Source organism: Paraburkholderia sp. AV2 (genome assembly GCF_054968425.1).
Map to the genome: position 1 here is coordinate 81063 of NZ_JBANLK010000015.1, position 12129 is coordinate 93191.

The following is a 12129-nucleotide window of genomic DNA, read 5'->3' on the forward strand; positions in this document are numbered from 1 at the left end:
GGCCCCCACCGTGTCCTCCACCACCGTGGCCCCCCCCACCGTGGCCGCCGCCCCCGCGGCCCCCCCGCCCCCCCCCACGGGCGGCGGGCGCCCCCCCCCCCCACGACGTTCACATGCGCCCGTTCACGGGAATCAGCGCCCCCGTAATCGCCTGGGCCTCGGCCGATAGCAGAAATCCAATGAGCGCTGCGACTTCATGCGGCGCCACCCAGCGCGTGAAATCCGCATCGGGCATGTCCTTGCGGTTCTGCGGCGTATCGATAATGCCCGGCAGGACTGCGTTGACGGTCACGCCCTTGTCCTTCAACTCCTCCGCAAGCGCCTCGGTCAGCCGGGCGACGCCGGCTTTCGAAGCCGCATAGGCGCCCGTCCCGAGTCCGGCTTTCCATCCCGCGCCCGCGCCGATATTCACGATCCGCCCCGCCTTGCCGCGCAGCAGATGCGGTAACGCGGCCCGCGATGCGTTCAGCGCCGTCTTTACGTTCAATTCGAACATCAGGTCCCAGGTGGCCGGATCGCCGTCCGCCACGGTCTCCCAACGGAACGCGCCAGCGATGTTGAGCAGCGCGTCGAGCCCGCCCAATTGCGTGTTCACGATATCCAGCGCTTCGCGCGCCGCCGCGACGTCGGTCAGATCGACGCCGCCGATGCCAGCCGCTTCGCCGACGCCGGCTGGCAGCGCGTCCTTCGCGGGCGCTGCGCCGCGTCCGATGAGCGCCACGCGTGCGCCGCGCGCAATCAGCCACGCCGCTGTCGCGACGCCCAGATTGCCGAAGCCGCCCGTGATCGCCACCACCTTGCCCTTGACTCCGGCTGCGCCTGTCATGTCCGTTGTGCCCGTTTCCATAGCCGTTTCATCCATCCCGGTTCAACACGATTCAACACGGCGGCCGGTCGGCCGCCTGCGCGCACACCCTTACATCGCTTCAAGCATGCGGCGCAGCTTCAAGCCTCGCTGCGCGCCGCCACGAGGCTGCGCCTGCGCAACGCTTCCGTTGTCGTGCCCTTGCCGTCCGGACTCCAGCCCGGCGGCAGAACGACATGGCGCACCGCCGTCCATAGCGTCTTCGCCGCGGCCACGTCACGGACCAGGCTGACCCAGTGCTCGAACTCGACGACGAGCGGATTGCGCGGCCGCGTCGGCGTGACGAGACCATACCGGCACGGTTCGTCGGCACGTTCGGCGACGTAGGTACCGAACAGCCGATCGAACACGATCAGCACGCCGCCATAGTTCGCGTCGAGGTAATCGACATTCGACGCATGATGCACGCGATGCGCGGAGGGCGTGTTGAACACGTACTCGAGCCAGCCGAGCCTCGGTATCCAGGTGTTGTGCAGCCAGAACTGGTAGAGCAGATTGAACGAGAGCATCGCGAGCACGACCTCCGGGTGCACGCCCAGCCACACGAGCGGCGCGAAGAACATGGCGGGACCCGTGAGCTTGCCGGTCCAGCCGAGCCGGTACGCGGAAGAGAGCGTCAACTGGTTGGGCGAGTGGTGCACCGCATGTGTCGCCCAGAAGAAACGGATACGGTGCGACGCACGGTGATACCAGTAATAGCAAAACTCCTGGCCAACGAAGATCGGCAACGCGAGCAGGAGGCTGTCGAAATGCAGCGTGTAAAGGCGATGCTCCCAGGCGAAGGCAAAGACCGGTGCGGCGAGCGAAAGCGGCACGAGCGCGAAGAGCTTGCGTCCGGCAAGGTCGGCGAGCGAGAGCCAGACTTCATACCAATCGAACGGCGTGCCGCTGCGGCGTTGGCGCCACGTCAGTACGCAAGCTTCGATCAACGAAACGACGATGACGAACAACGTCACGTAGTACGCAATTTTTCCGGTGGTGAGCATGATGAGTCTTTTGTCGGGTGAAAAAGGACGCGCCGTGGGCGGATCAGGCCGCCAGTGCGTCGGATGAAACGCACTCTAGAAGCGCGGCCCCGGAAAAACCACGCACAAACCATGTCGCCGTATGTCACGGCACCTGTCACGCCGAGGGCCGCACGGACAGCGCAAGCGAACGCATGCCGCGCAACGGCGTTCGCCGGATTCCCGCCCGCGCCCGCTGCACGGACCGTAGCGCCGGAAATGCGCCGGACCCCGTCGCCCAAAGAAGCCGCCCTCCGTGTAACACCACGACATGCTTTATGACGCGACCGGCGCGCGTCCCGGTCCTATAGTTCGTCCCGCTGACACGCCAAAGCGTGACCCGAAACGAATCGCAAGGACCTCTGATGAAGACCCGCACTCTCGCCGCCGCCATTTCGCTGCTCGCCTTCGCCAGTGCCAGCGCGCCGGCCTTCGCCGGATGGTCCGGCCACGGCACCGCCTACACGCCGCACGGCACCTACAACACGGCCCATGGGGGCTCGTGCGGCGGCGGTAGTTGCTCGCACGCGGGCGGAGCCGTCGGGCCGTGGGGCGGCGTCGCCACCAACACCGGCACCGTCACGCGCACCGCGCCGGGACAGTTCTCGAACAGCGGCACCGCCGTCGGCCCGAATGGCCGCTCGGTGCAGCATTCCGGCGACACGAGCTGCGCGAGCGACACCTGCTCGCATACCGGCACGATGACCGGGTCGGATGGACGCACCGCTTCGACGGCGGGCAGCGTGACGCGCGACGCACCGGGACAGTATTCGTCGTCGGGCACGATCACGGGGTCGGGCGGCAATACGGTGAGCCACTCGGCTTCGACGAACTGCGCCGGTTCGACCTGCTCGCGTTCGGGCACCGCGACCGGCACGGACGGCGGCACCGTCACGCATTCGGGCAGCGCGCCGCGCGTCGCGCCCGGTGTTGTGACCACCTCGGGCGGTACGACGGTCGTCCATGGCGGCACGGTCACGACAGGCGGAACGGCGGTTGTCGCCGGCGGTACCGTGACGACGGTGGGCGTGGCCGTGGCGCCGGCGCCGGTGGTGGTGGCGCCTCCGCCCCCCGCCACTGCGGTTTATGTCGCGCCGCCGCCGCGGGTCGTGTATGTCGCTCGCCTGGTGCCGCAATCCGTCTACGTCGTGCCCCGCGGCGTCTACGTGGCACCGGCTTCGCGCCCCGCCATCCGGGTGCCGGGCCACTGGGCCGGCGGCGTCTGGGTACCCGCGCACTGGAACTGATCCGTAGACCGTTCAACCGCTTTCGACCTTGATCAACCCAACCCGGCCGGCAAGGGATGCCGGCCACCCCACGGAGAAACCCATGAAGAAGATGATTGCCGTGCTCGTTTTGTGTATCGTTTCAGCAGCAGCCTCGGCTCAGGGCACGCCGCCCCAGGGCGCCGACAATGCCCGCGTCGAACGCGCGATATCCCAGTTGCAAACGCGTTTCGCGAGCGCGAACACCACCCGCGACGGCAAGCTGACCCGCGCCCAGGCGCAGGCCGGCATGCCGATGGTGGCCCAGCATTTCGACGAGATCGACACGCAGCAACAGGGCTACGTCACGCTGGCGCAGATCGAGGACTTCATGCGCCAGAAGATGGCGGCCCGTCAGGGCGGCTGAGGCCGGGCGCGGCCAGGCTTACCAGGAGACCACCGATGGAGCAGGCCAGCAGGATCGTCGTACTCGACGACGAGGTGGAGTTACGCAATATGCTTCAGCGCTTCCTGAGCGGCCACGGCTTCCAGGTGCGCGCCGTGGCGGACGGCAGGAAGCTCGACCGTCTGCTGCAGCGCGAACCGTACGATCTGCTCGTGCTCGATCTGATGATGGAGCCCGAAGACGGTCTCGCTGTCTGCAGGCGTCTGCGCGCCGAGGGCCAGACGCTGCCCATCCTCATGCTCACGGCGAAGGGCGACGCGGCCGACAAGGTCGTCGGCCTCGAAACCGGCGCCGACGACTACCTCGCCAAGCCCTTCCTGCCCGACGAACTCATCGCGCGCATCCGCGCGCTGCTGCGCCGCCAGAAGATGGCGGCGGGCGAGCCGACCGTGACCTCGCAGGTCCTGCGCTTCGGCGACTTCACCTTCGACGTCGGCAAACAAACGCTCCTGCGCGACGGCCAGCCCGTCGAGGTGCATTCGGCGCAGATGCTCCTGCTGCACGCGCTCGGGTCCTCGCCGAACCGCGCCGTGAGCCGGGAAAACCTGCTGGCGCGAGCGCGGGGCCGCGATCACGACGCGCTCGACCGCAGCGTGGACGTCCAGATCCTGCGGCTGCGCCAGATCGTCGAAGACGATCCGGCGAAGCCGCGCTTCATCAAGACGGTCTGGGGCATCGGCTATATGCTCGTGGCCGGCGTCGACGCGTGATGCGCGCCACGCTCCCGCGCTCGCTGCTCGCGCGCAATATCGCGCTGCTGGTGATCCTCGTCGCGCTCGCGCAGGTGTGCTCGCTTGCGGTGCTGCTGCATTTCGTGCAGCGCCCGCGCATCGAACGCGCCTCGACCATTTTCGCCGACTACGTGATGCTGCTGGACGGCGCCATTGCAGGCATGCCGCCCGCCGAAGGGCGCGCCGCCGCCGCCCGCCTTCACGCGCAGCGCGACCCGCCGCCCGCGATTCCCCCGCAGCCGCCCACCCTCCTGAATTTTTTCCGCACGTGGCAACGCGACGTTTTCGTCGCGCAATTGCAGCGCCACCTGCCCGCCGACATGCCCGTGCAATGGCAGGGCGGCGCCGATCAGCGTCTGTGGATCCGCCTGCACGCGGCGGGCGAGCCGGCATGGCTACCCATGCCGATGGTCCCCGACACGCAGGCAGCCGGCCTCATGACGACGCTCGCCCTCTCGCTCGTGCTCGCCCTGCTCGCGGCGCTCACCGGCTACCTGATCCAGTTGCACCTGAACCGCCCGCTGGCCGAGCTCGCCCGCGCCGCTCGCCGCCTGAGCGCGGGCGAAACTCCGCCGCCCCTGCCCACCGACGGTCCGACCGAGATCGCCCAGGTGAGCCGCGCGTTCAACCAGATGACCGAGGCGCTGCAGCAGGCCGAAACGACACGCGCGCTGATGCTGGCCGGTGTGTCGCACGACATCCGCACGCCGCTCACGAAGCTGCGCCTCGCGATCGCGATGGCCCTGCCGCGCGGCACGAACGACGCGCTGGTGGCGTCGTCGGAAAGCTATCTCGATCGTATCGACACGATCCTGCAGCAATTCATGGACTACGCGGGCAGCGGCGAGCGCGAGCCACCCCAGATGGGAGACATCAACGCGCTGGCCGGACAGCTCGTCGCCGATTTCGCGGGACTCGGCCACGAATTCGAGTTCGAGGAAGGCCCGATTCCTCCATTTGCGTTCCGGCCCGTCGCCGTAATGCGCCTGCTCATGAATCTCATGCAGAACGCGGTCGCCTATGGGCACAGCGGCCTCCTCGTGCGCACCTGGGTCGCGCACGACGCCGCGCATGTGGCCGTGTGCGACCGCGGCAACGGCATCGGCGCCGCCGAACTCGAACGGCTGAAGGCGCCGTTCAGCCGGGGCACGAATGCGCGCACGCACTCGGGCGGCACCGGCCTTGGGCTCGCGATCGTCGATCGCATCGCGCGCCTGCATGGCGGCTCCCTCACCTTCCGCGACCGCGACGGCGGCGGCCTCGAAGCGCTCGTCGTCCTGCCGCTCGATCCGCTCGCCGTGCCGACCGGCATGCCGCGCGCCTGAACGCTTCCGGGCTTTCGCACGACCGTGCCGGTGACATGAATCGACATAATTTGCGCGTGGCGCGATCGCGCCCACCCCCTCATACTTGCGCCTGAGCGTTGCGAAACGAAGCCGGCCCGAACGGCCCGCAAGCGTCGAGCAACCCTCCCCGATAGTTCGCAATCCTGATTATGTGGCGATTATCGGCAACTCGTCGGCAACCCGCCGCCCTCAATCGCGCCACTCAGGCAACGGACATCGACATGAACCCCTCCCTCCATTCCCTCGTCATCAAGGCCAAACGTCTCGCGGGCACGGCGCTGATCGCCGGTTCCATCTTCAGCGCGGGCTGCGCCTCGGCCATGCCCGTCATGCAATCGACCGGGCCGGTGCCCGCGGCGAAAGCCGAAATCGTCTACGTGTACGCATTCGACGCCGCGGCAGACCAGGTCAAACTCGACGACAGCGGCCTGCTCCAGAAGCTCATGTCGACGGCGAGCGGCACCTCGGCCGCGCAGCAACAACTGCAGACCGCGCTCAAGGCGCGCGAACAGCTCGCCGACGACATCGTGCACCAGCTCCAGTCGATGGGCGTGCCCGCCATGCGCGTGGACGGCCCCGCCCCCAGCGGCCGCAACGCACTCATCGTCGAAGGCCAGTTCGAGAAGATCGACGCGGGCAATCGCCGCCGCCGTATCGTGATCGGCCTCGGCGCGGGCAAGAGCGAAGTGGAAGCCACGGTGGCGGTGCTCTATCGGCCCGCCTACGGCGCGCCGCAACCGCTCGCCACCTTCTCGGCGAATGCCGACAGCGGTCACATGCCCGGCATGGCGGAAACGGCGGGCGTCGGCGCGGCCGCGGGGCAGATCGCCACGTCCGCGGCTGTGAGCGGCGGCCTGCACGGCGTGTCCGAGACGAAGCGCGATACCGTTTCGTCCGACACGGCCAGACTCGCGAAGAACATCGCAAAGCAGCTCGCCGCGGCGAGCGCGAAGAACGGCTGGCTCGACGGCGTCAAAGCCGGCTGAGCGGGTTCGCCCTGCCATGGCACCGGTCAACCGGCGCTCATGCGCGTTTCGTCGACGAACTTCTCGGTGGCATCGTCGATCCTGCGGCCCCGGCGGCCCATGGGTCCGTGAATGAAGATGGCTTTCATATCGACGCGCGACTCGCTGTTCGTCGCCGGCGGCGGCGCCATCTCGTAGCGCACGTTGCGTTCGTGGTCGGCCATCTGCAGACGCGGGTCGAACACCGAATTGAAACGCCACAGCATCCGCACGAAGTTCGTCTGCCCATGCGCGAGAAGGCGCGCGGCCTGGCCCGCCGCGCCGCGCAGCGCGGTCCAGCCCAGGTGCTTGCGGTTGAGCACCTGCTGCGTGCGCACAAGCTCCGCATAGAACTCCGGCAGCGGCAAGCGCGTCGGCACGACCGCGTGCTGGATGTCGTAGAGCCGGTAGTCGAGGCTCGTGAGGCGCCGCGATTCGTGCTGCCAGTTCTCGGTGCCCGGATAAGGCGTGTTCACGCTGATGTTCACGATCTCCGGAATCTCGAGACACCACTGGCGTATCGTCTCGAAGCGCTCGCGGTCCCAGTCGGGGTCGGCAATCAGGTTGATCGCGACCGTGATGCCGAGCGAGCGCGCGAACTCCAGCGCCTCGAAATTGCGGTCGAGGCTGATACGCTTGCGAAACGCCTTGAGCCCTTCCTCGTCGATTGCCTCCAGGCCGAGAAACATGTACTTGAGCCCGAGCGCCTGCCATTCCCGGAAGACGTCCTTGTTGCGCAGCAGAACGTCGCCGCGCGTTTCGAGGTAATAGCGCTTGCGGATGCCGCGCCGGCGAATCGCCTCGGCGATGGCCATGCCGTGCTCGGCGTGCACGAAGGCCACGTCGTCGACGATGAACACCCCGGGCTCGCGCAGCGCGGCCAGTTCCTCGACCACGACTTCCGGGCTGCGGATGCGATAGCTGCGGCCATAGAACGTCCATGCGCTGCAGAAGGTGCAGTCCCACGGGCAACCGCGCGCGAACTCGATGGACGCGCACGGATCGAGCGTGCCGATGAAGTACCGCCGGCGATGCCGCAACAGGTCGCGCGCGGGGCGCACCGTATCGAGGTCTTCGACGAAGCGCGGCGGCGGCCCCGACCCGTCGCGCGTCAATACGCCCGGCACCGCGAGCAGATTGCCGCCGCTCGCCACCGCTTCGAGCAGGGCTGCCACCGAAGCCTCGCCTTCGCCGCGCAGCACACAGTCGATCGCGCCCGCTGCGTGGCGCAGCAGGTCGGCGGCGGTGAACGAGACGCTATGGCCGCCGACGAAGACGAAGCACGACGGCAGCGCCGCCTTTACGGCTTTCGAGAGATCGACGATTTCGGGAATATTCGCGAGGTAATTGCCGGAAAAGCACAGCGCCTCGGGCCGGAACTCGCGCAGTGTGCGCATGAGGCCGGCGTGCGTGTCGGCCTGCAGGTCGACGAGGCGCACGTCGTGGCCCGCCTCGCGCGCCGCACCTGCCACCGCTTCGAGGCCAAGCGGTTCGAGCCGCAGGAATACGCGCGTATACATCAGACCGCTCGGATGAACAGCAAGCAATCTCATGAAGCCTCCTTGCGATGCGCCGGGGCTATCGCACCGACGACGCCCGCCGCGCCACTGCGCAAGAAACGCGCCTCCCTGCTCGACATCCGTCTGCACGGCGCTTCCGTCCGAGTCTACGCGCGTTCGCACTCCGGCGTCTCGCCACTGCGGCCGCGGTGCGGTTGGTACGGTTGGTGCGGCGGTTGGCAACGGCGACGCGTTTGATAGACTCGTCACCATCGATTGCACCGGCCCCGTCTCGTTCCTCATCGTGCCTGCCACACCCGCCCTGCCCCGTTTGCTCGCGGAAATCCGCGCCTGCCGGATCTGCGCCGAAAGCTTGCCGCTCGGCCCGCGTCCGGTCGTGCAGGCGGGCCTGGGCTCGCGGCTGTTGATCGTGGGGCAGGCGCCCGGCGCCAAAGTCCACGCCTCGGGCGTCCCCTGGGACGACGCGAGCGGCGAGCGCCTGCGCGGCTGGCTGGGCATCGACCGCGAGACCTTCTACGACGCGTCGAAAGTCGCGCTCGTGCCAATGGGCTTCTGCTACCCGGGACGCGCCGCCGACGGCGACAACCCGCCGCGCCCCGAATGCGCGCCGCTGTGGCACGCGCGCCTGCTGGCGCAACTGCCCGACGTCCGGCTCACGCTGCTCGTCGGCCAGTACGCGCAGCGTGCGTTCCTCGGCGCGCGGCGCAAGGCCTCGCTGACCGAGACCGTCGAGCAAGCCTGCGACTACCTGCCCGACTATTTGCCGCTGCCGCATCCGTCGCCGCGCAACCAGCCCTGGCTCAAGCGCCACACCTGGTTCGAGCACGACGTGCTGCCGGCGCTGCGCGAGCGCGTGGCGGCAGCGCTCGCGCCCTCGCGTCCTTCCTCCACCAAGCGCCCCTCGGGAGACCGCACCATGAGCAAGCCGATCATCGACATCCAGCGCGTCTACGATCCGCCGCCCACTGCCGGTCACGCGTGCTTCCTCGTCGACCGGCTCTGGCCGCGCGGCATCCGCAAGGAGACGCTCGCGCATGTGCAGTGGCTAAAGGAAGTTGCACCGAGCACGGCGCTACGACAGTGGTTTCATCAGGACCCGACGCAATGGAACGCGTTCGAGCAGCGCTACCTGGCGGAGCTCGACGCGAATCCTGCCGCCTGGCAGCCGCTCGCCGAAGCCTGCGCGAAGGGGCCGGTCGCCCTGCTCTACGGTTCGCGCGACGTCGAGCACAATCACGCGATCGTGCTGCGCGACTATCTGCTGCAAAAGCTCAAGCGCAGGTAGCAAGCAAAACGTCGTAAAGGTATCCCGGCAAAAGCAGCGCTCCGGAGAGCCTGATCTGCTACCGTAATGGCTGATCACGCAACGATCTTCGAGCCATCCCCTCTCCACGGAGCAACTGCGATGCGCAAGCAGCTTGTCGGTGCAGTGCTTGCCGGTCTCGCCGGCACCTTCGCGGTCTCGGCGCCGGCATACGCCCAAAGCCAGGCCATCACGAGCATGACCGTGAATCTCTATGCGGGCCCGGCGGGCGACTACCCCGTCGTCGCGCAGGTACCGGGCGGCGTGCAACTGGCGGTGATGGGCTGCGTCGCGGGCTATAGCTGGTGCGACGTGAGCCTGCCAGGCCTGCGCGGCTGGGTATACGGCGGCTACCTGAACTATCCGTATCAGGGTAGCCCCGTTCCGCTCCTCAACTATGGCGCCACCATTGGCCTGCCCATCGTCACGTTCTCGATCGGCGCCTATTGGGGCAACTATTATCGCGACCGCCCCTGGTACGGCAATCAGTCCCGCTGGACGCGGCACCCGCCGCCGCGGCCCGCGCCGCCGCCCCGGCCGGGTCCGCGTCCGCCCTCGCACGGCGGGAAGCCGCCGCCGCACGGTGGAGGTTCGGGCCACAACGGCAACCGGCCTCCGGGCGCAGGACCGGGACAAGGCGGCCGGCCCCCTGGCGCCGGCCCGGGCCCCCGGCCGCCCGGTGGACAACCCGGCGCGGGCGGCGGGCGCCCGCCTGGCGGGAATTCTGGCGGCCGCCCGCCCGGGGGGGGCGGAAGGCCGCCGGGTGGGGGCGGTGGCGGCGGAGGAGGGGGTGGCGGAAGACTGCCGGGCGGAGGCTGATCGCCCGTCTGGCGGAACCGGTCTGTCTCCCGCTTGAGCCTCGCGGCGGCCGTCTCAGAAACGGTAGCCGATGCCGCCCAGGATCACGTCGGTATCACGGCTATAGCGCGTCACCACCCGGTTCCACGTGACGCGCGCGGCCCAGTGCTGCGTCACGCGGTAAGACGCCGACACCGAAACGAGGCCGGAGAGAATCCCGTCGCCCGTATCGCGATCGTCGCCATTGCGGCCATGATGGACGGCCGCATACAGGCCCGCGCCGAAGCCGAGCGTGAGCTTGTCGTCGAGGAACGCCCGCGTGAGCCAGAGTTGGGCCGTGGCGCCGTCGCGCCGCGCCTCGATGCCGTTGCCCTCGTGCAGATAGCCGATGGTCGCGTCGACGAAATGCCAGAGCCCGCGGCGGTATTCGATCGATTCCGCCGCCGAAGTCTGCGACTGAAGGCTGTTGAGGATCGTCTCCCCGGCCATCAGCGTAATTTCGTTGTTCGTGACGTCGTGCGTGCGCGGCAGGGCCCAATCGCGCGGTCCCGGCCTGTCGGGCGCGTCGAGCTGATAGCCGATGCCGAGCAGCAGCGCGGTCGTCGACGGACCGTTGACGACCTGCACGCGGTTCAGTTGCAGGTTTGCGGTCACCCGGTTCGACGCATACCATGTTGCGCGTGCGCTGTAGACCACGCCCCAGCCATGCGTATTCGAGTAGCCAAGCCCCTGCGTGGCGGCCTCGGTGTCGAAGTATCGATAAGGCCCCACGCCGAGCGCGAGCACGAGGCGCCGCTGCGCGAGCGGCAGGCGGAACCAGCCCTGGATCGCCTGGCCGTCACGGTGATGGTCGGGAATGTGGCCTTCGTTGAGCCAGTCGATACTGGCCGCGAAATACTCACCGAAGCCTTCGGTGTAGTCCATCGCCCACGAGTAGGTGTGGTTGGAGCCGCTCCTCAGTCCTCCCCCGTACAGCGAGAACTCCTGCGCGTGCGACGGGCTGGAGCCAGCCGCGAGCGCTGCGGCAGCAAAGGCCAGAGTCCACTTCTTCATCGTTCTTCGTAGCCGTTCGAAAGCGGCGCGGCACCGGCTGGCCGCAACCGCCGATAGCGGACATACCCGACGGGCTCATTGTGCCGTGAATTGCCGAACGCCGCTCCAAAGACCGGCACGGCCTGGCCACCATCGCCAGAACTTGCCACGGCCAGCTTGCGGCCGGCCTCAGCATAGCCGGCGAGCGTGTCAATTATATGCGCGACGTTTACCCGCGTTACAGCCATGACACCCACGACTCTACAGCGGTTTCCTTCCGGCATCTACTATGTAATCCTGATTAATATTGCGTAAAAAAATGCCGCATCTTTGTGCGGCATCGCTTGCCGGATAACGCGAATGTCAGTGAACGCGATGGCAAACGCGCAACGGATGATAGTTGTGATGCTCGACGTGACAAACTGTAACGCAAGCCGCTTCGCCGTTCGTTACGCATTTGTAACGCACGTAGCGCTCGCTATCAACGTCTTGACACGTCCTGCCATTGTGCTGCCGGCCCATGTACTCAGCCATTCGCGCCAACCGGTGCGAGTCGCTTCAGCAGTTCCTGACCGCGGCTCGTGAGGCGCAGCGCCGGATCGCGCTCGGTTACGTCCATCTCGACGAGTTGATATCGTTGCAGCGCGAGAAAGTCGGAATCGAGTGCCTGAATCGGCGTATCCGCATCCCGGATCAACAGCAGTGCAGCAAGCTCGTGGTGACTGAGCATCGAATTTCTCCTGTTCAGAACTCCCCGTAGCGACCAGCATAGTCGTCCCGCGGTACAGTTTCGCTACAGTCGTGTTTCGCGGTATTATGTGACACAGCAACGCGGCGCGTGGACCATACGAGAAA

At 67.7% G+C, this 12129-nt stretch carries 12 protein-coding genes and 1 pseudogene; 8 read left to right on the forward strand and 5 right to left on the reverse strand.

All coding sequences use genetic code 11. The annotated features are described in order from the left end of the window. Positions 1–109: 109 nt before the first annotated feature. A complete protein-coding gene (locus V8683_RS13360) occupies positions 110–847 on the reverse strand; it encodes an SDR family NAD(P)-dependent oxidoreductase (protein WP_411190836.1) in 738 nt (245 codons plus the stop codon). Between the two features lie 98 nt (positions 848–945). Then, the gene (locus V8683_RS13365; RefSeq protein ID WP_411190835.1) at positions 946–1851 is read right to left on the reverse strand and encodes a sterol desaturase family protein; all 906 of its coding nucleotides are present in this window, start codon (positions 1849–1851) and stop codon (positions 946–948) included. Positions 1852–2234: 383 nt separating this feature from the next. Here V8683_RS13365 and V8683_RS13370 point away from each other — a divergent pair, with 383 nt between their 5' ends. The 5 genes from V8683_RS13370 (at position 2235) to V8683_RS13390 (ending at position 6603) form a co-directional block, all read left to right on the forward strand. Continuing rightward, entirely contained in the window at positions 2235–3116 is an 882-nt protein-coding gene (locus tag V8683_RS13370) for a hypothetical protein (protein WP_462880645.1), read from the forward strand. An 82-nt stretch (positions 3117–3198) separates the two neighbouring features. Continuing rightward, positions 3199–3501, forward strand: a complete 303-nt coding sequence (locus V8683_RS13375; RefSeq protein ID WP_411190833.1) for an EF-hand domain-containing protein — start codon at positions 3199–3201, stop codon at positions 3499–3501. A gap of 35 nt (positions 3502–3536) precedes the next feature. Next, positions 3537–4250, forward strand: coding sequence for a response regulator (locus V8683_RS13380; RefSeq protein ID WP_411190832.1), 714 nt, complete (start codon positions 3537–3539; stop codon positions 4248–4250). Then, positions 4250–5596, forward strand: coding sequence for an ATP-binding protein (locus V8683_RS13385; RefSeq protein WP_411190831.1), 1347 nt, complete (start codon positions 4250–4252; stop codon positions 5594–5596). The genes V8683_RS13380 and V8683_RS13385 overlap by 1 nt, the downstream gene beginning before the upstream one ends. Positions 5597–5838: 242 nt before the next feature. Further along, positions 5839–6603 carry a DUF4410 domain-containing protein gene (locus tag V8683_RS13390; RefSeq protein ID WP_411190829.1) on the forward strand — a complete coding sequence of 255 codons (765 nt, stop codon included), beginning with the start codon at positions 5839–5841 and terminating at the stop codon, positions 6601–6603. Positions 6604–6629: 26 nt separating this feature from the next. Here the strand turns inward: V8683_RS13390 and hpnR are convergent, their stop codons facing one another. After that, positions 6630–8174 (reverse strand): hopanoid C-3 methylase HpnR, encoded by a 1545-nt coding sequence (hpnR, locus tag V8683_RS13395; protein ID WP_411190827.1) that lies wholly within the window; start codon positions 8172–8174, stop codon positions 6630–6632. 221 nt (positions 8175–8395) lie between these two features. Here hpnR and V8683_RS13400 point away from each other — a divergent pair. The 3 genes and pseudogenes from V8683_RS13400 to V8683_RS13410 all read left to right on the forward strand — a co-directional run. Continuing rightward, positions 8396–9039: pseudogene (locus tag V8683_RS13400) on the forward strand (uracil-DNA glycosylase family protein); the annotation flags it as partial. An 18-nt stretch (positions 9040–9057) separates the two neighbouring features. Then, positions 9058–9426, forward strand: coding sequence for a DUF488 domain-containing protein (locus tag V8683_RS13405; protein WP_411192485.1), 369 nt, complete (start codon positions 9058–9060; stop codon positions 9424–9426). Positions 9427–9546: 120 nt separating this feature from the next. Then, the gene (locus V8683_RS13410) at positions 9547–10263 is read left to right on the forward strand and encodes an SH3 domain-containing protein (protein ID WP_411190825.1); all 717 of its coding nucleotides are present in this window, start codon (positions 9547–9549) and stop codon (positions 10261–10263) included. A gap of 54 nt (positions 10264–10317) precedes the next feature. Here V8683_RS13410 and V8683_RS13415 read toward each other — a convergent pair whose 3' ends face one another. After that, positions 10318–11295 (reverse strand): hypothetical protein, encoded by a 978-nt coding sequence (locus V8683_RS13415; RefSeq protein ID WP_411190824.1) that lies wholly within the window; start codon positions 11293–11295, stop codon positions 10318–10320. Between the two features lie 505 nt (positions 11296–11800). Next, entirely contained in the window at positions 11801–12004 is a 204-nt protein-coding gene (locus tag V8683_RS13420; RefSeq protein WP_411190823.1) for a hypothetical protein, read from the reverse strand. Positions 12005–12129: the final 125 nt, after the last annotated feature.

What these genes read in the sequence shown, in the direction of transcription:
- V8683_RS13360 (WP_411190836.1), bottom strand. Translation starts at nt 847, where the DNA reads ATGGAAACGGGCACAACGGACATGACAGGCGCAGCCGGAGTCAAGGGC.
- V8683_RS13365 (WP_411190835.1), bottom strand. Translation starts at nt 1,851, where the DNA reads ATGCTCACCACCGGAAAAATTGCGTACTACGTGACGTTGTTCGTCATC.
- V8683_RS13370 (WP_462880645.1), top strand. Translation starts at nt 2,235, where the DNA reads ATGAAGACCCGCACTCTCGCCGCCGCCATTTCGCTGCTCGCCTTCGCC.
- V8683_RS13375 (WP_411190833.1), top strand. Translation starts at nt 3,199, where the DNA reads ATGAAGAAGATGATTGCCGTGCTCGTTTTGTGTATCGTTTCAGCAGCA.
- V8683_RS13380 (WP_411190832.1), top strand. Translation starts at nt 3,537, where the DNA reads ATGGAGCAGGCCAGCAGGATCGTCGTACTCGACGACGAGGTGGAGTTA.
- V8683_RS13385 (WP_411190831.1), top strand. Translation starts at nt 4,250, where the DNA reads ATGCGCGCCACGCTCCCGCGCTCGCTGCTCGCGCGCAATATCGCGCTG.
- V8683_RS13390 (WP_411190829.1), top strand. Translation starts at nt 5,839, where the DNA reads ATGAACCCCTCCCTCCATTCCCTCGTCATCAAGGCCAAACGTCTCGCG.
- hpnR (WP_411190827.1), bottom strand. Translation starts at nt 8,174, where the DNA reads ATGAGATTGCTTGCTGTTCATCCGAGCGGTCTGATGTATACGCGCGTA.
- V8683_RS13405 (WP_411192485.1), top strand. Translation starts at nt 9,058, where the DNA reads ATGAGCAAGCCGATCATCGACATCCAGCGCGTCTACGATCCGCCGCCC.
- V8683_RS13410 (WP_411190825.1), top strand. Translation starts at nt 9,547, where the DNA reads ATGCGCAAGCAGCTTGTCGGTGCAGTGCTTGCCGGTCTCGCCGGCACC.
- V8683_RS13415 (WP_411190824.1), bottom strand. Translation starts at nt 11,295, where the DNA reads ATGAAGAAGTGGACTCTGGCCTTTGCTGCCGCAGCGCTCGCGGCTGGC.
- V8683_RS13420 (WP_411190823.1), bottom strand. Translation starts at nt 12,004, where the DNA reads ATGCTCAGTCACCACGAGCTTGCTGCACTGCTGTTGATCCGGGATGCG.